Origin of the sequence: Streptomyces sp. NPDC050528 (assembly GCF_044457795.1) — a bacterium.
Classification (GTDB): domain Bacteria; phylum Actinomycetota; class Actinomycetes; order Streptomycetales; family Streptomycetaceae; genus Streptomyces.
In genome coordinates this window covers 89,667-109,870 of record NZ_JBITHH010000019.1, presented here as the reverse complement: position 1 = coordinate 109,870, position 20,204 = coordinate 89,667, and the positions used below count along the sequence as shown (strand labels likewise).

19 protein-coding genes and 1 tRNA gene are annotated in these 20,204 nt (G+C 70.3%); 15 read left to right on the top strand and 5 right to left on the bottom strand.

What is annotated here, in order from left to right; all coding sequences use genetic code 11:
- Position 1: 1 nt before the first annotated feature.
- The 7 genes from ACIBK4_RS45645 (at position 2) to ACIBK4_RS45615 (ending at position 9,483) form a co-directional block, all read left to right on the top strand.
- Positions 2-1,645 carry a beta-N-acetylhexosaminidase gene (locus tag ACIBK4_RS45645; protein WP_399005244.1) on the top strand — a complete coding sequence of 548 codons (1,644 nt, stop codon included), beginning with the start codon at positions 2-4 and terminating at the stop codon, positions 1,643-1,645.
- 234 nt (positions 1,646-1,879) lie between these two features.
- Complete coding sequence (locus tag ACIBK4_RS45640; protein ID WP_033286011.1) at positions 1,880-2,773, top strand: xanthine dehydrogenase family protein subunit M; 894 nt, start codon at positions 1,880-1,882, stop codon at positions 2,771-2,773.
- Positions 2,770-4,413, top strand: a complete 1,644-nt coding sequence (locus ACIBK4_RS45635) for a 2Fe-2S iron-sulfur cluster-binding protein (RefSeq protein ID WP_399005241.1) — start codon at positions 2,770-2,772, stop codon at positions 4,411-4,413. The genes ACIBK4_RS45640 and ACIBK4_RS45635 overlap by 4 nt, the downstream gene beginning before the upstream one ends.
- Positions 4,410-6,740: a xanthine dehydrogenase family protein molybdopterin-binding subunit gene (locus ACIBK4_RS45630; protein ID WP_399005239.1), complete on the top strand. Its 2,331-nt coding sequence runs from the start codon at positions 4,410-4,412 to the stop codon at positions 6,738-6,740. Before ACIBK4_RS45635 ends, ACIBK4_RS45630 begins: the two co-directional genes overlap by 4 nt.
- Before the next feature lie 50 nt (positions 6,741-6,790).
- Positions 6,791-7,288: an AAA family ATPase gene (locus ACIBK4_RS45625; protein WP_399005390.1), complete on the top strand. Its 498-nt coding sequence runs from the start codon at positions 6,791-6,793 to the stop codon at positions 7,286-7,288.
- A 181-nt stretch (positions 7,289-7,469) separates the two neighbouring features.
- Positions 7,470-8,636 carry an SUKH-4 family immunity protein gene (locus ACIBK4_RS45620; protein ID WP_399005237.1) on the top strand — a complete coding sequence of 389 codons (1,167 nt, stop codon included), beginning with the start codon at positions 7,470-7,472 and terminating at the stop codon, positions 8,634-8,636.
- A 127-nt stretch (positions 8,637-8,763) separates the two neighbouring features.
- Positions 8,764-9,483, top strand: coding sequence for a DinB family protein (locus ACIBK4_RS45615; RefSeq protein WP_399005235.1), 720 nt, complete (start codon positions 8,764-8,766; stop codon positions 9,481-9,483).
- A gap of 51 nt (positions 9,484-9,534) precedes the next feature.
- Here ACIBK4_RS45615 and ACIBK4_RS45610 read toward each other — a convergent pair whose 3' ends face one another.
- The 4 genes from ACIBK4_RS45610 to ACIBK4_RS45595 form a co-directional block, all read right to left on the bottom strand.
- Positions 9,535-9,963, bottom strand: a complete 429-nt coding sequence (locus ACIBK4_RS45610) for an AQJ64_40280 family protein (protein ID WP_399005233.1) — start codon at positions 9,961-9,963, stop codon at positions 9,535-9,537.
- 87 nt (positions 9,964-10,050) lie between these two features.
- On the bottom strand, positions 10,051-10,524 hold the full coding sequence (locus tag ACIBK4_RS45605; protein WP_399005231.1) for a hypothetical protein: 474 nt from the start codon (positions 10,522-10,524) through the stop codon (positions 10,051-10,053).
- Between the two features lie 79 nt (positions 10,525-10,603).
- Positions 10,604-11,059 (bottom strand): hypothetical protein, encoded by a 456-nt coding sequence (locus ACIBK4_RS45600; protein WP_399005229.1) that lies wholly within the window; start codon positions 11,057-11,059, stop codon positions 10,604-10,606.
- Positions 11,060-11,196: 137 nt separating this feature from the next.
- Entirely contained in the window at positions 11,197-11,874 is a 678-nt protein-coding gene (locus ACIBK4_RS45595) for a TetR family transcriptional regulator (RefSeq protein WP_399005227.1), read from the bottom strand.
- 154 nt (positions 11,875-12,028) lie between these two features.
- Here ACIBK4_RS45595 and ACIBK4_RS45590 point away from each other — a divergent pair, with 154 nt between their 5' ends.
- From ACIBK4_RS45590 to ACIBK4_RS45575, 4 genes are all read left to right on the top strand, one after another.
- Entirely contained in the window at positions 12,029-12,865 is an 837-nt protein-coding gene (locus ACIBK4_RS45590; RefSeq protein ID WP_399005225.1) for an oxidoreductase, read from the top strand.
- A gap of 147 nt (positions 12,866-13,012) precedes the next feature.
- A complete protein-coding gene (locus tag ACIBK4_RS45585) occupies positions 13,013-14,047 on the top strand; it encodes a hypothetical protein (protein WP_399005223.1) in 1,035 nt (344 codons plus the stop codon).
- A gap of 72 nt (positions 14,048-14,119) precedes the next feature.
- Positions 14,120-15,262 (top strand): lipocalin-like domain-containing protein, encoded by a 1,143-nt coding sequence (locus tag ACIBK4_RS45580; protein ID WP_399005221.1) that lies wholly within the window; start codon positions 14,120-14,122, stop codon positions 15,260-15,262.
- Between the two features lie 23 nt (positions 15,263-15,285).
- A complete protein-coding gene (locus tag ACIBK4_RS45575) occupies positions 15,286-15,417 on the top strand; it encodes a hypothetical protein (RefSeq protein ID WP_399005219.1) in 132 nt (43 codons plus the stop codon).
- A 245-nt stretch (positions 15,418-15,662) separates the two neighbouring features.
- Here the strand turns inward: ACIBK4_RS45575 and ACIBK4_RS45570 are convergent.
- Positions 15,663-15,737 (bottom strand) — tRNA-Cys (locus ACIBK4_RS45570).
- A gap of 188 nt (positions 15,738-15,925) precedes the next feature.
- On the opposite strand from ACIBK4_RS45570, the gene ACIBK4_RS45565 reads away from it, so the two are divergent.
- The 4 genes from ACIBK4_RS45565 to ACIBK4_RS45550 all read left to right on the top strand — a co-directional run bounded on the left by ACIBK4_RS45565 (position 15,926) and on the right by ACIBK4_RS45550 (position 20,087).
- Complete coding sequence (locus ACIBK4_RS45565) at positions 15,926-17,383, top strand: MFS transporter (protein WP_399005217.1); 1,458 nt, start codon at positions 15,926-15,928, stop codon at positions 17,381-17,383.
- Positions 17,384-17,502: 119 nt separating this feature from the next.
- On the top strand, positions 17,503-17,733 hold the full coding sequence (locus ACIBK4_RS45560) for a ribbon-helix-helix protein, CopG family (RefSeq protein ID WP_399005215.1): 231 nt from the start codon (positions 17,503-17,505) through the stop codon (positions 17,731-17,733).
- The gene (locus tag ACIBK4_RS45555; protein ID WP_399005213.1) at positions 17,730-18,143 is read left to right on the top strand and encodes a type II toxin-antitoxin system death-on-curing family toxin; all 414 of its coding nucleotides are present in this window, start codon (positions 17,730-17,732) and stop codon (positions 18,141-18,143) included. Before ACIBK4_RS45560 ends, ACIBK4_RS45555 begins: the two co-directional genes overlap by 4 nt.
- Before the next feature lie 144 nt (positions 18,144-18,287).
- Complete coding sequence (locus ACIBK4_RS45550) at positions 18,288-20,087, top strand: DEAD/DEAH box helicase (protein ID WP_033286019.1); 1,800 nt, start codon at positions 18,288-18,290, stop codon at positions 20,085-20,087.
- The last annotated feature ends 117 nt before the right edge of the window (positions 20,088-20,204 follow it).

The following is a 20,204-nucleotide window of genomic DNA, read 5'->3' as shown; positions in this document are numbered from 1 at the left end:
CGTGACCGACGTGACTTCAGAGACGGAACTGATTCCGGCGCCCCGCGGTGTTGTCGCCGGTTCTGGCGCGGTGCGGTTGTCGGCGCACTCCCAGCTCTACGCCGGCGACGGGACGGAGGGTGTCGGCAACTGGCTGCGCACCGTTCTCCAGCAGGCCACCGGGTTGTCGCTGCACGAGGGGCGGGAACTCGACGACGCCTGCGACGACGGCATCGGGCTTCAACTCGACGACGCGCTCGGCCCCGAGGAGTATCGCCTCGTCAGCGACTCGAACGGGGTCTTCATCGAGGGCGGCAGCCCGGCCGGTGTGTTCTGGGGCGCCCAGACGCTGCGTCAACTCCTCGGCCCCGAGGCGTATCGCAGGGCCCCGCTCGACCGCGATCGCACCTGGGCCGTGCCGCACCTGACGATCCAGGACTCTCCCCGTTTCCCCTGGCGCGGCCTCATGCTCGACGTGGCCCGGCACTTCATGCCCAAGGAAGGCGTCCTGCGCTACCTGGATCTGATGGCGGCGCACAAACTCAACGTCTTCCACTTCCACTTGACGGACGACCAGGGCTGGCGCGTACAGATCAAGCGGTACCCGAAGCTGACCGAGATCGGCTCCTGGCGGGCGCGCACGAAATTCGGCCACCGTGCCTCACCGCTGTGGGACGACAAGCCCCACGGCGGCTACTACACGCAGGACGACATCCGGGAGATCGTCGCCTACGCCGCCGAGCGGCATATCGCCGTGGTCCCGGAAATCGACGTACCGGGACACTCGCAGGCCGCCATCGCCGCGTATCCGGAACTCGGCAACACCGACGTCATCGCCACCAACTCCCTCTCCGTCTGGGACAACTGGGGGATCAACCCCAACGTACTGGCCCCCACTGACAACACCCTGCGGTTCTACGAGGGGGTGTTCGAGGAACTCCTGGAGCTGTTCCCCTCGGAGTTCATTCACGTCGGCGGTGACGAATGCCTCAAGGACCAGTGGAAGCAGTCGGCGACCGCGCAGGCGCGCATCGCGGAACTCGGGCTCGCGGACGAGGACGAGTTGCAGTCGTGGTTCATCGGACACTTCGACAAGTGGCTCTCCGCGCGCGGGAGAAGGCTTGTCGGGTGGGACGAGATCCTGGAGGGCGGGCTCGCGGACGGGGCGGTCGTGTCGTCCTGGCGTGGCTACGAGGGCGGGATCACCGCCGCCCGCGCGGGGCACGACGTCGTCATGTGCCCCGAACAGCACGTGTACTTGGACTGGCGGCAGGCACCCGGGGAGGACGAGCCGGTGCCGATCGCCCATGTGCGCACCCTGGAGGACGTCTACCGGTTCGAGCCCGTTCCCGAGCAGCTCACCGAGGCCGAGGCCCGTCATGTGCTGGGCACGCAGGCCAACGTGTGGACCGAGGTGATGGAGGATCACGCACGCGTGGACTACCAGACGTTCCCCCGGCTCGCGGCCTTCGCCGAGGTCGCCTGGAGCGCTCTTCCGGCGTCTACGGAACGGGACTTCGCCGACTTCGAGCGCCGGATGACCGCCCACTACCCGCGCCTCGACGCCCTGGGGGTCGCCTACCGTCCGCCCACGGGACCACTGCCGTGGCAGCGACGCCCCGGAGTGCTCGGCCGGCCCAAGGACGGACCGCCCCCGAACGCGTAGACCCCGTAAGGGAGAAAGCCCCCAGGAGTCACCGTTGAGTGGCAATCCGCGCGTACCGGTGATGCCGTACGAAAACGGACCATCTCCCGGATGAGACGGGCGAATGCCTCCTAGCGGACCCCCGCGCTCGGGTCTTGCGAAGATGTGCCAGAGTTGCCACGTCCGCCCTGTCAGCACGTACCGTACGGCAGCAACAGGTGGGACCAGGTGGGGCAGCGGGAAGGGGCAGCCGGTTTGACCACGCACGCACCGCAGGCGGGGCAGTCCGTCACGCTGCCCACAACGCTGGACGAGGCCGTGGCGGCGCTCACGGCCCTGCCCACCGCCGTCCCGGTGGCCGGTGGCACCGACCTCATGGCGGCCGTCAACTCGGGCCAGCTGAGGCCCAGCGCGCTGGTCGGTCTCGGCCGGATCAGCGAGATCCGCGGCTGGCAGTACCAGGACGGGCACGCGCTGCTCGGCGCGGGCCTCACGCATGCCCGCATGGGCCGCCCCGACTTCGCCGCGCTCATCCCGGCGCTCGCCGCCTCCGCGCGTGCCGCGGGCCCACCGCAGATCCGCAACGCGGGCACCCTGGGCGGCAACATCGCCTCGGCCGCGCCCACCGGTGACGCGCTGCCCGTACTGGCCGCCCTGGAGGCCACGTTGATCATCGCGGGCCAGGACGGAGCCCGCCGGGAGATCCCGGTGTCGCACCTGCTGGCCGGCGTGGAGATGCTGCGCGGCGGCGAACTCATCGGCTTCGTGCGCGTGCCCCTGCTGCACGCCCCGCAGGTCTTCCTGAAGGCCACCGGCAGGACGGGACCCGGGCGCTCGGTCGCGTCCGTCGCGGTCGTCCTCGACCCCGCCCGGCGCGGGGTCAGGTGCGCCGTCGGAGCCATAGCGCCGATGCCGCTCAGACCGCTGGACGCCGAACAGTGGGTGGCCCGGCTGATCGACTGGGACAACAGCCGCACGATCGTCCCCGAGGCGCTCGCCGCCTTCGGGGAGTACGTCGCCGCGGCCTGCATCCCCGACCCGGTACCGGCCGAGGACGGCTCCGTGGAACAGCTTCCGCCCGCGGTACTGCACCTGCGGCGCACCGTCGCCGCACTGGCCCGACGAGCACTCGGGAGGGCGCTGTCGTGACCGACGACCAGCACGGAGAGGGCACCCCTCAGGGCGGCGGACGCTGGGACCCGCTGCCCCAGGGCGACTACGACGACGGCGCCACGGCCTTCGTGAAACTCCCCGAAGGGGGCATCGACGCCCTCCTGGCCGCCCCGGGGCACGGCTATGTGCCGCCGCCCATAGAGGCCGCCCCGGACGCCGACCCGTCGTCGAGCGGTTCCTGGGCGGTGCCCGCCGAGGGCGTCCAGTGGCCCGACCCGAACGCCGTACCGCACCAGGGCACGGCCGGCGGGGACCAGTTCTCGTACCGCCCCGGGTCCACCGGCCAGTGGACCTTCCAGGACACCAACACGCCGGACGCGGGCGCCGCTCCCGGTCGTGACGTGACCGGCGAGTGGTCGATCCCCGTCGCCGGGGGTGATCTCCCGGACGAATCGGGCGAGTTCACCACGTCGGCGCTGGTCGAGCAGTGGGGCGGCACGCCGCCGGCCACCCTGCCCGGCGGCGCGCCCGCGCCCTGGGCGACGGACGGCGCGGGCCAGAACTGGGCCCAGCAGGCGGCGGACACCGGAGTGGTGGAGCGGCCGGGCGAGCGCACCGACGGGCGCGGCCTGGAACACCCGGCCGACGGGTCCGGCACCCACCCGACCGGCGAGGTGTCGGCGCAGGCCGCCACCCGCCCGCCCGCCGAGGCGACCCGGCAGCCGTACGGCGAACCCGGCGACCCGTACGCCCACACCCGCACCGACGCCGCCCCCGACCCCTACGGCGACGCGCGCGCCGACCGCCACGACGACACCGCCGCCGAACTCGCCGTGACCGACGCGCAGTCGGCGCACGGGGGCGACGGGGCGGGCGCCGACGGCGAAGCGGCCGAGGAAGCCGCTGAGGGGCCCGCTGAGGCGCCCGCGGCGGATGACGCGGCCGAGGGTGCCGACGACGCTCCGGAGGCCGCTGAGGCGCCCGTGACGGCCGTCGAGGCCGACGCGCCGGACGAGGCCGCCGAGTCGTCCCCGAAGATCCCCGGCGAGGAACACCCGCTCGCCTCCTACGTGTTGCGCGTCAACGGCGCCGACCGGCCCGTCACCGACGCCTGGATCGGCGAGTCGCTGCTCTACGTGCTGCGCGAACGCCTCGGCCTCGCGGGCGCCAAGGACGGCTGCTCGCAGGGCGAGTGCGGGGCCTGCAACGTCCAGGTCGACGGACGGCTCGTCGCCTCCTGCCTGGTGCCCGCCGTGACCGCCGCCGGCTCCGAGGTCCGTACGGTCGAGGGTCTCGCCGTCGAGGGGCAGCCCTCGGACGTGCAGCGGGCGCTCGCCAAGTGCGGTGCCGTGCAGTGCGGTTTCTGCGTGCCCGGCATGGCGATGACCGTGCACGACCTCCTGGAGGGCAACCCCGCGCCCACCGAACTGGAGGCCCGCCAGGCCCTGTGCGGCAACCTGTGCCGCTGCTCCGGCTACCGGGGTGTCCTGGACGCCGTCCAGGAAGTCGTCGCCGAACGCGAGGCGCACGCCGCCGCCGCCGAACCTGAGTCGGACGGCGACGAGGCGCGTATTCCCCACCAGGCGGGTCCCGGGGGCGGTGGCGTCCACCAGTCGGCGTTCGAGTCCCCGCGCACGCAGGACCAGGTGTACGGCCAGGACGGAGGTCAGGCGTGAGCAACGAAGCCGCCACCGCGACCACGGAGGCCGCGCCCGCCCCGGAGCTGCCGGGCCACGGCCTGGGCGCCTCGCTCCCGGCCGCCGACGCCCGCGCCAAGACCGAGGGCACGTTCCCGTACGCGGCCGACCTGTGGGCCGAGGGCCTCCTCTGGGCGGCCGTCCTGCGCTCGCCGCACCCGCACGCGCGCATCGTGTCCGTCGACACGTCCCACGCGCGGGACATGCCCGGCGTTCGGGCCGTCATCACCCACGAGGACGTGCCGGGCCGGGACCGCTACGGCCGGGGCACGGCCGACCGCCCGGTGTTCGCCTCCGAGGTCGTGCGCCACCACGGGGAGCCCATCGCCGCCGTCGCCGCCGACCACCCCGACACCGCGCGGATGGCCGCCGCGGCCATCATGGTCGAGTACGAAGTGCTCGACCCGGTGACCGACCCCGAGCAGGCCTTCGAGGCCGAGCCGCTGCACCCCGACGGCAACCTGATCCGGCACATCCCGCTGCGCCACGGAGACCCGGACGCGGTCGCCGACATCGTCGTCGAGGGCCTGTACCGCATCGGCCGCCAGGACCCCGCCCCCATCGGCGCCGAGGCCGGTCTCGCCGTGCCCCGTCCCGACGGCGGCGTCGAGCTGTACATCGCCTCCACGGACCCGCACAACGACCGCGACACGGCCGCCGCCTGCTTCGGCCTGGAGTCCGACCGCGTGAAGGTCGTCGTCACCGGCGTCCCCGGGGCCACCGCCGACCGCGAGGACCAGGGCTTCCAACTCCCGCTCGGACTGCTGGCGTTGAAGACCGGCTGCCCGGTGAAACTGACGGCCACGCGCGAGGAGTCCTTCCTCGGCCACACCCACCGCCACCCCACGCTCCTGCGCTACCGCCACCACGCCGACGAGGACGGCAGGCTGGTCAAGGTCGAGGCCCAGGTGCTGCTCGACGCGGGCGCCTACGCCGACACCTCCTCGGAGGCCCTGGCCGCCGCCGTCTCCTTCGCCTGCGGCCCCTACGTCGTCCCGAACGCCTTCATCGAAGGCTGGGCCGTCCGCACCAACAACCCGCCCTCCGGACACGTCCGGGGCGAGGGCGCCATGCAGGTCTGCGCCGCCTACGAGGCGCAGATGGACAAGCTCGCCAAGAAGCTCGCCATGGACCCGGCCGAACTGCGCCTGCGCAACGCCATGGCCACCGGCGACGTCCTCCCGACCGGCCAGACGGTGACCTGTCCCGCGCCCGTCGCCGAACTCCTCCAGGCCGTACGGGACTTCCCGCTGCCGCAGCTTCCCAAGGACACCCCCGAGGACGAGTGGCTGCTGCCCGGCGGCCCCGAGGGCGCGGGCGAACCGGGCGCGATGCGCCGGGGCGTCGGCTACGGCCTCGGCATGGTCCACATGCTCGGCGCCGAGGGCGCGGACGAGGTCTCCACGGCCACCGTGAAGGTCCACGACGGCATCGCTACGGTGCTCTGCGCGGCCGTGGAGACCGGCCAGGGCTTCACCACGCTCGCCCGGCAGATCGTCCAGGAGACCCTCGGTATCGACGAGGTGCACGTCGCCCCTGTGGACACCGATCAGCCGCCCGCCGGCCCTGGTTGCCGAGGACGTCATACCTGGGTATCAGGCGGCGCGGTCGAACGCGCCGCGAAAATGGTCCGCACCCAGCTCCTCCAGCCCCTGGCGCACAAGTTCGGGATGTCGACCGAGCTCCTCCAGATCACCGACGGCAAGATCACCTCCTACGACGGCGTCCTCTCGACGACCGTCACCGAGGCCCTGGACGGCAAGGAACTCTGGGCCACCGCCCAGTGCCGCCCGCACCCGACCGAGCCCCTGGACGAGGCGGGCCAGGGCGACGCCTTCGTAGGGCTCGCCTTCTGCGCGATCCGCGCGGTCGTCGACGTCGACATCGAACTGGGCTCGGTCCGGGTCGTCGAGCTGGCCCTCGCCCAGGACGTCGGCCGGATCCTGAACCCGACCCAGTTGGTCGCCCGGATCGAGGGCGGTGTCACCCAGGGCGTAGGCATCGCACTGACGGAAAACCTGCGCACCGCGCGCGGGTTGATCCGCCACCCCGACCTCACGGGCTACGCCCTGCCCACCGCCCTGGACACCCCCGACATCCGGATCGTGAAACTCGTGGAGGAACGCGATGTGGTCGCCCCCTTCGGGGCGAAGGCGGTCAGCGCGGTCCCCGTGGTCACGTCCCCGGCGGCGATCGCGTCCGCCGTACGCGCCGCGACGGGCCGCCCGGTGAACCGCCTGCCGATCCGCCCCCAGGCGGCGGTGGTGACGGCGACGACCGATCAGTACGGCCAGTACGGCCACTGAGCGGCCGGTGCTTGACGGTGTTCGAGGGAGTCGTCCTCATCACCGGCGTGATGGCCGCCGGCAAGTCCACGGTCGCGCAGGCGCTGGCCGAGCGGTTGCCGAGGGCGGCGCACGTCCGGGGTGACATCTTCCGGCGGATGATCGTCTCGGGGCGCGAGGAGTACGTCCCCGGTGCGGGCGGCGAGGGGGAGTCCCAACTCCGGTTGCGGTACCGGCTGTCGGCGGCGACTGCGGACGCGTACGCGGAGGCCGGGTTCACGGCGATCGTCCAGGACGTGGTGCTGGGCCCGGAGTTGCCGGCGTACGTCGACCTGATCCGCACCCGCCCCCTGCACGTGATCGTCCTCGCACCGACCCCGGCGACCGTCACGGCACGGGAGGCGGGCCGGGCGAAGACGGGATACGGCGCGTGGACGGTCGAGGAGCTGGACCGGGGGCTGCGGACTGAGACCCCGCGCATCGGCCTGTGGCTGGACACCTCCCGCCTGACGGTGGGGGAGACGGTGGACGCGATCATCGAGGGACGGGAACGTTCCCGGGTGGTTTGAGCGTCTTGAGAGGTACGGGGTCCCCGGCCGGACGCAGTCGGCAGCTGCCGTCGCCGAGGCCGCTGCCGGACGTTTTGGCTGTTCAGAGCCATTGTCAGTGGTGCCGCGTAGTGTTCTGAGCAGTGGGGACGGCAGCGGAACACTGATGTCGCACGGGGGAAGTTTCATGCACGGGGGAACGATGAGCAGGACCGACGCCGGTTCTACGGCGACCATGATCACGTTGACCGAGGACGACCTCGATCCGTACATCACGCACGCGTCGACGCGCCGCTGGCTGACAGGCCCCGGACTGCCGGGACACAGCGGCCTGTTGACGTTCGAGGAGCTGCGCAGGGAAGGCCTGCGGACGGTGGCGGACTCGATGGGCGACCCCGCCCCGCTGGCGGAGGAGCTCCGGGACCAGTTGGTGATAGGAGCGCTCTGGGGACCCGACGGCGGGGAGGCGGAGTCGATCCTGCTGGACGGCGAGACGGGTGAGATCGCGACGACGTACTTCTTCCACGACCGCCCGGACCTGATGGAGACCGGCCCGCTGGCCCCGTCGATCGAAACGCTGACCCGATTCACGACCACGACGGACGAACTGACGCATCTGCGCGGCCAGTTCGCGTCCTACGAGGGCCGGCACGGCACGAAGACGGCGGCGGAGGCCTCACGCCAACTCCTCGCGGTGTTCGAGTCGGAGACGGACGGCGAGGTGCCCCCGTTCTGGAAGGCGGCGGCCCTGATCCGCCCGCTCGCCCTGGTCGCCGGCCCGGGCACGACGTCGGGTCTGACCCTGGACATCCCGGGCCGCCTGCTGGACCAGGAGTTCGGCCAGGGCACGGTCGCCCGCTTCGAGGAGGTCGACTTCCCCGCCACCCTCACCCACGAACCGACCCGCCGCTTCCTGCGCGAGACGGGCCTGCCCGAGGACGCGTTCCTCTTCCACCTGGACACGGACGTCCCGCTCCCCACCCTCGCCGAGTTCTACGAGGACGAGCCGGCCGAGCAACTCCCGCCCCGCGCCGACCAGTTGATCCGCCTCGGCTACCTCATCGAGGACAACAGCCTGGTGGTGGACGGTGCGACGGGAGAGATCCTGACGTGGAGCGAGCCGGAGACGACCCTGGCTCCTCTCAACACGGACGTCTCGACCCTCGCCTTCACCCTCTGGCTGCTGCACCGCGAGAAGGCGATAGACGCGGACCTGTCGGGTGAGTTGACGGCGGATGCGTACGACCAGTTGGCGACGACGATGCTGCAGACGCTGGCGACGGTGGATACGACGGGGTTGCGCGCGCGGACGGCCGGCTCGCACTACTGGACGGAGGCGTTCCAGGACGAGGCGGGCGGGGTGCTGTGACGCGAGGGTAGGCGGGCGGGGAATTCGTTCGCGCCGGGTGGGCCGAGCCGTTACCGTCCGCCTGACCGCACCGCGGTGGGTGGGGGCGGGGTGCGAGACGGCACGGGCGAGGGGACGGGGATCACACGTGGAGACTGGGCGCACGCGGACCGACCGACTGGGCTTGCTGCTGGAGCAGTTCGACAAGGCCCGGGAGATGGCACAGGTCCGGCTGAAGGGGCTCGGTGACGAGGAGTACCTCTGGGAGCCGGCGCCCGACTGCTGGTCGCTCCGGCGCCGGGGCGAGGCGGTGACACCGAGGGCGTTCGGACCGGGGGAGTGGGTGCTCGACCTGGGCGCGGCGGACATCCCGGCGAGCGAGTACGCGGAGGTGGCCCGGCAGGCAGCCGACGGCATGACGGTCGCCAAGATCGCCGAGGACTGGAGTGTGACCGTCGAACGGGTCGAGCAGATCCTGGCCCACACGGGCGAGCCGGAGCCCGACACGACACCGATCACGACCATCGCGTGGCGACTGGGACACCTGCACTTCCAGTTCGCGGGCGCGTGGGAGTGGACGTTCGGTGAGCGACGCCAAGACCCCAAGCGGATGGTCGACTTCACGCCGTCGGCCGCGCTGACCCTGGACCGGTTCTGGCCGGTGATCGACCGCTGGCGAGCGGCCGTGGCGACGGTCACGGAGGACCAGTTGGACGTGGTCGGCTTCTCCCGGTACCCGTACGGATCGGACCCGGACGACCCGTACGTCGCCGTACTGGCGGGGTCGAACCTGGAGTTCATTCACCACATGGCGGAGATCGCGTTGCTGCGGGACTTGTGGCGGGCGCGGTCGGTCAGTGGGCGGTGAGGCAGGTACCGGGAGCGGGCTGTGAGTCAGGTACCGGGAGCGGGCTGTGAGTCAGGTACTGGGATGGGCGTTCCACGCGTTCTGGAGAGCTGATTGCACGCCCTCCCCGAGAACCACGCGCGTTGTCATCCCGCCCGGCAGCGTGGGCAGTTCGGCCCAGTGGGTCACGGTCTCGGCGCTGGAGAGGCCGTAGGGCAGCCGGACGACGCCGTCGGAGTCGACGAAGCAGTTCCGGTGCTCAGTCCCGTCCTCACCGACGTGCAGGGTCGTGAAGTACATCGGCCGCACGAGCCAGAATTCCTCACCCAGTGCGGCATCGGAACCCAGCGCGGTGTCGGACTCGGTTCCGGACACGCCGCCGTACTCGGCGTCGCTGTCCGCCGGATAGCGCCCGGTGATCGCCGCCGCGACCGGCGTGCCACTGGAGGGCAGCGCACTGCGTGCGTCGACCCACGTCACCACGGCATCCAGATTCGCCATCTCCACCCTCACTCCGCCTCGGTACCCGGCAAGACGGCTCGGCGCTCGCGAAGGTTGCTCGGGTTGCTGCCGGTGCGGTTGCTCGCGCTAGCTTGCTTCGCGCTGGGTGGCGTAAGTACCCGCCGCCGACGCGCAGTTGACCCGCGGATTCCCGGCGGGCACGAACTGCTCCAGGTGTTGCAGGAGGCTGAACGCGTCCTCGTCGTCGACACCGTTCTTCTTCAGGTCCGCCAGCGTGGAGCTGACGACGACTGCCAGGTGCGGCCGGTCCTCCGTGCAGCGTGGCGCCAACGCGTCGAGAACCTGCTGGTACTGCTCGGCGGGCCGACCGATCCCGTCGAGACGGGCCAGTTTCGCCGCCGGCCCCGACGCCGACGCCGACGCGGGTGTGGGCGAGGCCAGGGCCCCGTTGGTCGTCGCTGACGGCTTGGCCGCCGGACTGCTGTGGCTCCTCACTCCAGACGTGCCGGACGTCGTGGCCGCTGCCGAAGTGTCATGCGCGGCGGAGTCCTTGACTCCAAGGAGCACGCCTGCGACGAGCGCGGAAGCTGCGACCAGCACCCCGACACCGACAGCGATCTTCCTCCGTCTGCCCACAATCCCCCCGCTCACAATTCCCCCTGTTCAGACGTGGCGCCCTTCATCTCAGGCTCTGCGGACTGTCCGAGCTTGCCGGGCTCTCCGGCCCTTGCGCTCGCGCGCCGGGATCGAGAACGTTGCGTGCGGTTTGCGCCAGGCGTTCCCACAGGATCGCGGATCGAGAGGTCAGGCCGATCGAGAGCAGCCGTAGATGCGCGACGACAGCGGAAGACTCACCCAGCTCCACAGGGAGAACGCCGAACAACTCCACCGGACCGAGCTCCCGCAGGCAGCGCAGCGCCGCCGCGCGGGCCTCCGTAGACGTCAGTTGCTCTGAACTGCGGTAAGCGCTGAACAACGCGATGGCGATGACGCCTTCCAACCGCCGTACGAAGACCGGAAACTCCATCTCCCACGAGACACCGCCGCACTCCAACCGCGCCCGAAAGCCGACCTCGGTCAAGCGAGCCGCGACAATCTCGCCCGCCTCTTGCGCGCACCCGGCAAACGTCGCCACGGCTTTCCTTCCCGGTCGTCCGCCAGGGGATCGGGCTCCTACCTTGCTACAGGCAGGACAAGGGCGGCACCCCCTCGGAATGCCGCCCTTCCGTCACCACCTGATCCGCGACGGACGCGGGGTCGCCTCGCCCGGGGTCACCGGTCGGAACGGGCCAGCAGACCGGTCAGGTAGACCGTGATCGAACGTTCGAGTGTCGCGGCGAAGGGCGTGCGGAGGAAGACGAGGCTCGGATCGCCGGCGTAGGCGGCGCGCACGGCCTCCGCCGGATGGCTGTGGGTCCACAACGCTCCGACGAGCACGATCGTCATGCTGGCCGCTTCGGCGGCTTCGCGGTCGCCGAGTTCGGGCAGGATCTCCCGCAGCATGCCGGCCAGACCGGCGAGACCGTCGTGGGCCCCCCGTTTGTACCGCGCGGCCACCTCGGCGGAGACATTGTGCTCAAGGATGCCGGCCTGGGCGCTGAGCAGTTCGCAGAGCATCTTGCGCGACGCGAACGACGTGGCCAGACCTGACGCCACCGCCTCGGCTCTCGCGATCGCGGAACCGGTCCGGTCGACGCACCCGGGCAGCTGCTCGACCACCTCTGCCAGGAAATCGCGGGTCAGGCTCTCCAGGAGGTCCAGCAGGACCGCCTCCCGCGACTCGAAATAGCGCATGACGTTGGACTTCGCCAGTCCCACGCGGCGGCTGAGCTCATTGAGGCTCAGGGCCGAGACCGGCATCTCGCTGAGCATCGTCGCCGCCGTCTCCAGGATGCTCCGGCGGCGTACTTCGCGCTGCTCCTCGTTTCTGGCGCGCTGGAACGTGTTCATGGCGACATATTACAGACCCCCGGTCCCTTGTGTAGAGACCGCAGGTCTCTTATGCTCGGAGAGTCCGAAGAGCCCGCCGGTCTTTTAAGGGGGGCCGGTTCGACGTCCGATCCGTTCCACGTCCGATCCATTCCATGACATGTGAGGAACCGCAATGACGAAGAAAGTAGCCCTGGTCACCGGCGCCTCCTCGGGTATCGGCGAAGCCACCGCCCGACAGCTCCAGCAGGCCGGCTTCATCGTCTACGGCGCGGCCCGGCGCACCGACCGGATGAGCGACCTGGCGGCGTCGGGCGTGCGCACGCTCCCGCTCGACGTCACCAGCGAGACCTCGGCCGGCCGCGCGGTCGCCGAGATCATCGCGGCCGAGGGCCGCATCGACGTCCTCGTCAACAACGCCGGCTACGGCTCCTACGGCGCGCTGGAGGACGTTCCCCTGGAGGAGGCCCGCGCCCAGATCGAGGTGAACGTGTTCGGCCTGGCGCGGCTGACCCAGCTGGTCCTGCCGCACATGCGCGCCCAGCGCGGCGGCACCATCGTCAACATCAGCTCGATGGGCGGCCGGTTCGCCACCCCCATGGGCGCCTGGTACCACGCCAGCAAGTACGCCGTAGAAGGCCTCAGCGACGCGCTGCGCCTGGAGGTCAAGCGGTTCGGCATCGACGTCGTCCTCATCGAGCCCGGCTCCGTCCGTACCGACTGGGGCGCGATCGCGGCCGGCAAGCTGCGTGCCACCTCCTCCGACGGGCCGTACGCCGAGCAGGCCGACGCGATGGCCGAGTCCCTGGAGCGAAGCTCGCGGCCCGGCACGCGCATGGCCTCACCCGCCACCGTCATCGGCAAGGCCGTGACCGAGGCGGCGACCGCCCGGCGTCCGCGCACCCGCTACCGCGTCGGCTTCGGGGCGCGCCCCCTGATCTTCCTCAACAGGCTGCTGCCGGACCGCACTTTCGACGCGCTCGTCAAACGCTCGTCCGGTGTGCCGGCCTGAAGTCCCCTATTCCGACCCCAAGGTCCCCCATCCCGACCTCAAAGTCCCCTGTCCCGACCCTGAAGTCGCCTGTTCCGACACCGACTTCGAAGAATCCGCCACCGACTTCGAAGAATCCGAAGCCAACTCCGAAGAGGAGAAAAGACCATGACTGAATCCACCACCCCTCGGCCCAAGGCCCTGATCGTCCTGTCCTCGGCCCGCGTGCTCCCGTTGAGCGAGCCCGTCGGTCACCCCGGGATACCGACCGGGTTCTTCCTCGTCGAACTCGCCGCCGTGATGGCGGAGTTCGAGAACGACTACGACTTCGTGCTGGCCACGCCGGACGGCCGGCCGCCCCAACTCGACGTCAACGGAATGGCCCTCAACTTCCACGGGGGCGGCAACCTCGGTCTCGCCACCGCCCGCACCACCATGCAGAGCGGAGTCGAGCGCTTCAGCCCCGAGAAACTGCGCGAGAAGAACCCGGACCTCCTCAAGCGCCGCGAGTCCGAACTCGCCCTCGCCCACCGGCTCTTGGGCCGCATCCCGGTCTCCGAGCCGCTTCCGAAGACGGACGCGGAGGCCATCTCCGTACGCGGTGACGTCGTCGCCGGCTTCGAGGCATCGCCGCAGCGCGAGTACCTGTCCATCCAGCAACTGATCGAACGGCACCGCGACCCCGCCGCCGACTTCTCGCTGGCGGACATGGCCTTCGTGCACATGCCCGGCGGACACGCCCCGATGGTCGACTTCCACGACAACCCGTGGATGGGGGAGTTGCTCCACACGCTCCGTGAAGCCGACGTCCCGATCTCCCTCATCTGCCATGCCCCGGTGGGCCTCACCTCGGCGCGCTACCGGGTCGACGGCGACGGCAAGGTCACCACCGACCCCGACCACGCCTTCAAGGGCGCACGCATCACCACCGTGCCCAAGTACGGCGAGAGGGCGATGCTCGGGTTCCAGTACCCGAAGGTGCCCGGCGAGCGCACGCGCCTGACGTACTACGTCGACGTGGCACTCAAGGAAGCCGGCTACGACGTCAACCTCACCCTCAACCCCTCGGCCCCCAAGGTGATGTGGGACGCCGATCACTCCCTGCTGACCGGCAACGGACCCCAAGCCGCGGACGAGCAGGCGGCCCGTCTGGCCGAGATCGTGCGGGGCCGGGTGCGCAACTCCCCTTCGCGCACGCGCTAGTTGTACCCGGCCATCACGTTCATCACCGGCGATCACGTTCATCACGTTCATCGCGTTCAGAGGAGAAAACCGATGCGTACAAGGAACTGGGTGCACGGACAAAGGAGTTGGGTCCACGGACGAAGGAGTTGGGTCCATGGACGCAGAACGACGGCGGTCGCCCTTGCCGGAGTCGCCATCGCCGGCTCCGTCGGAATTCCTGCGGCGGCCGACACCGCAAGCAGCCACGCCCCCACCCCCGCCCCCGCACGCACCGTTTCGGAGGAGGCAACGCGGCCCGGTCCGAGCGCCGACCCGGGCTTCCCCACCTTCGTCCACCTGCCCGCCGACCAGGCGGCACATCCGAACGCCAAGCAGGAGTGGTGGTACACCGTCGGCCACATCCGGGCCGGCGGCCACAAGTACGGCTACGAGGTGCAGCTCAGCCGCAAGGGCATCACGCAGATCTCCATCACGGACGAAGCGAGCGGGGCGTACACCTCGGAACAGAAGGCGTTCAAGCCCGACCAGTTCAGCGCATCCGCCGACAAGCTCGACGTACGGATGCCGAACTCATCCCTCTCCGGCCCGCTGGACGCCATGCACCTCAAGGCCGAACTGCCCCAGGGCAAGGGGACGTTGGACCTCAAGCTGAAGGCCGTAGGCCCCACGCTCTACAACAACGGCACCGGCCTGTTCCCCTTCCTGGACGACACCAGCTACTACTACTCGCTCCCCGATCTGCAGACCACGGGCACCCTCACCCTGGACGGCGCGACCAAGCGAGTCACCGGCACGTCCTGGCTCGACCGCCAGTGGGGCAACTGGAGTTGGGACACGCTGCACAAGTGGACGTGGATGGCCGTGCGGCTCGACAACGGCCAAGTCCTCAACCTGTGGGACATGTTCGACGCCAACGGAGAGAAGCACTGGGCCACCGTGCTCAGCCCCGACGGCACACACCGCGTCGTGTCGGTCAATCCGCTGGCCCCGCAGGCCACCCACTTCGAGACCAGCCCCACCACCGCCCAGCGCTACGCCGGCAAGTGGACCGTCACGATCCCCACCCTGAACACCGAACTCGTCGTGACCGCCAGCCCCGTACTCCAGGAGATCCAGGCCAACCAGCCGTTCACACCGGGAATCAACGAGGCCGACTCGTCAGTGCACGGCACGTACGAGGGGCGACCGGTCACGGGGGACGCATACGTCGAGCAGTTCGGCGTCTGGAAGTAAGCCGCCACAAGAACGGAGCAATTGTGGAGAGCGACACCAGCGAACTTGTACGCGTTGATGGTCTTCCGCTGGAACGGACGGCCGAACCTGTTGGTGATCGTGCTCAGGTGAAGGTCGAGTTCATCGAGCATGGCCGTACGCGCATCTGTGGCTGAGCGGCCGTCGACTACACGGAGAGGTGCTGTCGGCTGTGTCGGCTCAGCGCTGCTCTGAGGCTTCCTGAGCGCGCTCCGGAGAGGTGTACGTGAAGACACTTGGGCTCCCTGTGCGCCGTGTGGCGCTCTGTGGAGCTAGGTCAGTCGGTAGAGGACCAAGCAACTGACCTAGCCCCGTCTCGGACGGGAGTCCCAGACCTTGAGAGCTGTGTCTGACCTAGGAACATGCAGGTCAGAGACTGTATTGGAGGCCGTGGCGGGAATCGAACCCGCGTAACTCGCTTTGCAGGCGAGTCCCTGAACCACTCGGGCACACGGCCGTGTTTGGTGAGTTGACCGTATGGGCGGGGGGTGGGCCCCGACAAGGGGGCCTGGGGTGGTGCAACGGGACTGGCATACGCCGTTCACGAATGGGTGGGCGGTAGCTGTGGTCGTACGACCAAGGTCTCAGCACCCGACCAACCTCCGACAGGGGTCAACCCGGCCAGTGGACCTTACGCTGGCCTGCATGACCGTCCTCGAACCCCGTGACGCCGCTGTCACGGACACCGCTCCTGACCTGGCCGATGAGTGTCGTGACACCGTGTTGGGGCGGTCGCATCGGGCGCTCAGTGTGGGGATCGTGTCCGTTGTTCTGCTGATCGCCTTTGAGGCGACGGCAGTTGGGACGGCGATGCCTGTTGCCGCTCGGGAGCTGGGCGGGGTGTCCCTGTACGCGTTCGCGTTCTCCGGGTACTTCACGACCAGTCTGTTCGGGATGGTGTTCGCGGGGCAGTGGTCGGATCGGCGAGGGCCGCTCGGGGCGTTGACCAGTGGGATCGGGGCCTTTGCCGCCGGGCTGGTGGTGGCCGGGACCGCTCAGGTCATGTGGGTGTTCATTCTCGGGCGGGCCGTGCAGGGGCTGGGGGGTGGGCTGGTCATCGTCGCTCTGTATGTCGTCGTCGGGCGGGCCTACTCCGAGCGGTTGCGGCCCGCCATCATGGCCGCGTTCGCCGCGAGTTGGGTCGTGCCGTCCGTTGTCGGGCCGCTTGCCTCCGGGGCGGTGACCGAACACCTGGGCTGGCGTTGGGTGTTCCTGGGGATTCCGGCGCTTGTCGTCTTTCCGCTCGCCCTCGCCCTTCCTCAGATACGGCGGCGGGCGGCCGGGCCGGTGAGCGATACCGGTGAGCCGTCCGCCTCCTTCGACCGGCGGCGTATTCGGCTTGCCCTCGGGATCTCCATCGGCGCCGGGCTCTTCCAGTACGCCGCTCAGGATGTGCGGTGGTTCTCCCTTCTTCCCGCTGCCGCCGGCGTCGCGCTGCTCGTGCCCGCCGTGCTCGGGCTGCTGCCCCGCGGGACGTACCGGGCGGCGCGTGGGCTGCCCTCCGTCGTGTTGTTGCGCGGGGTGGCCGCGGGGTCGTTCATCTCGGCCGAGTCCTTCGTGCCGTTGATGCTCGTCACGCAACGGGGGCTGTCGCCGACCCTGGCCGGGTTCTCGCTCGCGGCGGGCGGGGGGACGTGGGCGCTCGGGTCGTGGGTGCAGTCGCGGGCGCGGGCCGAGCCGTATCGGGAACGGCTGATGACGTGGGGGATGGTGCTGGTGGCCGGCGCCATCGCCGCCGCGCCGAGCGTCCTCATGCATGCCGTGCCCGTGTGGATCGTCGCCGTCGCGTGGGGGTTCGGGTGTTTCGGGATGGGGCTGGTGATCTCCTCGACCAGCGTGCTGCTGTTGCAGTTGTCCGCGCCGGAGGAGGCCGGTTCCAACTCCGCCGCGCTGCAGATTTCTGACGGGCTGTCCAACGTCGTGCTGCTCTCCGTCGGCGGGGCCGCGTTCGGGGCACTGGGCGGGGGCACGGTCGGGCATGTCGTCGGGGCAGCGGGTGACGGGGGTCATCCGGGGGCGTTCGCCGCGGTGTTCCTGCCGATGGCGGGGGTGGCGTTGGCGGGGGCGTGGGTGAGCACGCGGGTGCGGACGGAATCGCGGTGACTCGCGTGGCGTAGATGACGACCCGGGCGCGAGGGAACAGCGAGAAGCGGTGAGCCGTAGAACAGCATCCCGGCGATATTCCGTCGCCCGCCGGTGATCGCCGCCCCTACCCTCGCCTCATGCACCAGCCGACCTCCCGACCCCAACACCCCCAGCCCCAACACCCCCACCTCGACCCCGCCCTCCAGCAAGCCCTCGACGACCTCGCCGACGCCACCGGCCAACCGCCGGAGGCCCTTGTGCGGGATGCCGTACGCAGATATCTGGTTGAGCAGGGTGCGCCGGTGCTCGCGGCGGCCGAGCGGCTTGCCGTCGCGCATGGCGATCTGTTGAGGAGGCTAGGCGAATGACGTACGGCACCGGTGCTGTCGGGCGTCGGCACCTCACCGTCGGGGAAGTGACCGACGTCGCGCGGATCGCCTTCGGGGGGCGGGCGCCCGAGGTGCGTGAGGCGGGGCTGTTCGCCTCGGCGGTGCATCGGCCGCGCGCTCGTATGTTCGGGACGGCGGCCTACACCGACCTGTACGAGCAGGCCGCCGCGCTTCTCCACGCCCTCGCCACGAACCATCCCCTCGTCGACGGCAACAAGCGCACCGCATGGCTCGCCGCCGCGACCTTCCTCGCCGTGAACGGGGTCGATCTCGCCGGGGTGGACCAGGACCGGGCGTACGGCCTGGTCATCGACGTGGCCTCGGGGGCGGAGGGGGACGTAGGAGTGATCGCGGAGGCGCTGCGCGGCCTCGCCGGCCAACCCGTGTGACGTCAGTCCCATCCCCCGCCACCCCGGCGTAGTCCGCAAGGCGACACCCCCGGGCCGCCGGTAGGGTGGCCCGGTTGTCATATGTAGCCGACGTACCGACGTAGCCGACGCAACCGAGCCGCCCTACTCCCGAACCCGGAGACCGTGACTACCACCGCCGCCTCCTCCGCCAGCTCCCATCACCTCTCTCCCGCCTTTCCCGGCCGCGCCCCCTGGGGCACCGCCGGCAAGCTGCGTGCCTGGCAGCAAGGTGCGATGGAGAGGTATGTCCAGGAGCAGCCGCGGGACTTCCTCGCGGTCGCGACCCCCGGTGCCGGCAAGACGACCTTCGCGCTCACCCTCGCCTCCTGGCTGCTGCACCACCATGTCGTGCAGCAGGTGACCGTGGTCGCGCCGACCGAGCACCTGAAGAAGCAGTGGGCGGAGGCGGCCGCGCGCATAGGGATCAAGCTGGATCCCGAGTACAGCGCCGGACCGCTCGGCAAGGACTACCAAGGCGTCGCCGTCACTTACGCCGGTGTCGGCGTACGGCCGATGCTGCACCGCAACCGCGTCGAGCAGCGCAAGACCCTCGTCATCCTCGACGAGATCCACCACGCCGGTGACAGCAAGTCTTGGGGTGAGGCCTGCCTCGAAGCCTTCGAGCCCGCCACTCGGCGGCTCGCGCTGACCGGTACGCCCTTCCGGTCCGACACCAATCCCATTCCCTTCGTCACGTATGAGGAAGGGAACGACGGGATTCGGCGGTCCTCCGCCGACTACACCTACGGCTACGGGTCCGCACTCAGCGACGGCGTCGTGCGGCCCGTCATCTTCCTCTCCTACAGCGGCAACATGCGCTGGCGGACGAAGGCCGGTGACGAGATCGCCGCGCGGCTCGGCGAGCCGATGACGAAGGACGCGATCAGTCAGGCCTGGCGTACGGCGTTGGACGCGCGCGGTGAGTGGATGCCGAGCGTGCTGCGTGCCGCCGATCAGCGGCTGACCGAGGTCAGGAAGGGCATCCCGGACGCCGGTGCCCTCGTCATCGCCACGGACCAGGACTCGGCGCGCGCCTACGCCAAGTTGATCCGCGAGATCACCGGCTCCAAGGCTACCGTCGTGCTGTCGGACGACACCGGTGCCTCCAAGCGCATCGACGACTTCGCGGCGAGCAACGACCGGTGGATGGTCGCCGTACGCATGGTGTCCGAAGGCGTCGACGTGCCTCGGCTCGCCGTCGGGGTCTACGCCACCACCATCTCCACGCCCCTCTTCTTCGCCCAGGCCGTCGGCCGTTTCGTGCGGTCCCGGCGGCGCGGCGAGACCGCCTCCGTCTTCCTGCCGACCGTCCCGGACCTCCTCACCTTCGCCAACGAGATGGAGGTGGAGCGGGACCACGCCCTCGACAAGCCGAAGAAGGAGGGCGAGGAGGACCCGTACGCCGAGTCCGAGAAGGAGATGGAGGAGGCGAACAAGGAGCAGGACGAGGACACCGGCGAGCAGGAGCAGTTCTCCTTCGAGGCCCTGGAGTCCGAGGCTGTCTTCGACCGGGTGCTCTACGACGGTGCCGAGTTCGGTATGCAGGCGCACCCGGGGAGCGAGGAGGAGCAGGACTACCTCGGCATCCCCGGACTCCTCGAACCCGACCAGGTGCAGATGCTGCTCCAGAAGCGGCAGGCCCGGCAGATCGCGCACAGCCGCAAGAAGCCGGACGAAGAAGCCGACCTGCTCGAACTGCCCGCCGAGCGGCGGCCCGTGGTCTCCCACAAGGAGATGATGGAGCTGCGGAAGTCGCTCAACACCATGGTCTCCGCGTACGTCCACCAGACCGGCAAACCGCACGGCGTCATCCACACCGAGCTGCGCCGCACCTGCGGCGGCCCGCCGAGCGCCGAGGCCACGGCCGGGCAGCTGCGGCAGCGCATCGCGAAGGTCCAGGAGTGGGCCACGCGCATGAAGTGATCGACCCCGCTCGCGTACCCACCTGATCCGCACATCTGTGCGGAATCCGCGCAGAGATGATCCACAGGTCAGGACATATCAACATGAAGGGAACCGGTCCGTACCAGTCGGTGACCG

Excerpts from the sequence above, each read along its gene's own strand:
- ACIBK4_RS45590 (WP_399005225.1), top strand. The coding sequence starts at position 12,029 with ATGACGAAGAAAGTAGCCCTGGTCACCGGCGCCTCCTCGGGTATCGGC.
- ACIBK4_RS45620 (WP_399005237.1), top strand. The coding sequence starts at position 7,470 with ATGAGCAGGACCGACGCCGGTTCTACGGCGACCATGATCACGTTGACC.
- ACIBK4_RS45555 (WP_399005213.1), top strand. The coding sequence starts at position 17,730 with ATGACGTACGGCACCGGTGCTGTCGGGCGTCGGCACCTCACCGTCGGG.
- ACIBK4_RS45595 (WP_399005227.1), bottom strand. The coding sequence starts at position 11,874 with ATGAACACGTTCCAGCGCGCCAGAAACGAGGAGCAGCGCGAAGTACGC.
- ACIBK4_RS45610 (WP_399005233.1), bottom strand. The coding sequence starts at position 9,963 with ATGGCGAATCTGGATGCCGTGGTGACGTGGGTCGACGCACGCAGTGCG.
- ACIBK4_RS45565 (WP_399005217.1), top strand. The coding sequence starts at position 15,926 with ATGACCGTCCTCGAACCCCGTGACGCCGCTGTCACGGACACCGCTCCT.
- ACIBK4_RS45585 (WP_399005223.1), top strand. The coding sequence starts at position 13,013 with ATGACTGAATCCACCACCCCTCGGCCCAAGGCCCTGATCGTCCTGTCC.
- ACIBK4_RS45560 (WP_399005215.1), top strand. The coding sequence starts at position 17,503 with ATGCACCAGCCGACCTCCCGACCCCAACACCCCCAGCCCCAACACCCC.
- ACIBK4_RS45625 (WP_399005390.1), top strand. The coding sequence starts at position 6,791 with ATGGCCGCCGGCAAGTCCACGGTCGCGCAGGCGCTGGCCGAGCGGTTG.
- ACIBK4_RS45580 (WP_399005221.1), top strand. The coding sequence starts at position 14,120 with ATGCGTACAAGGAACTGGGTGCACGGACAAAGGAGTTGGGTCCACGGA.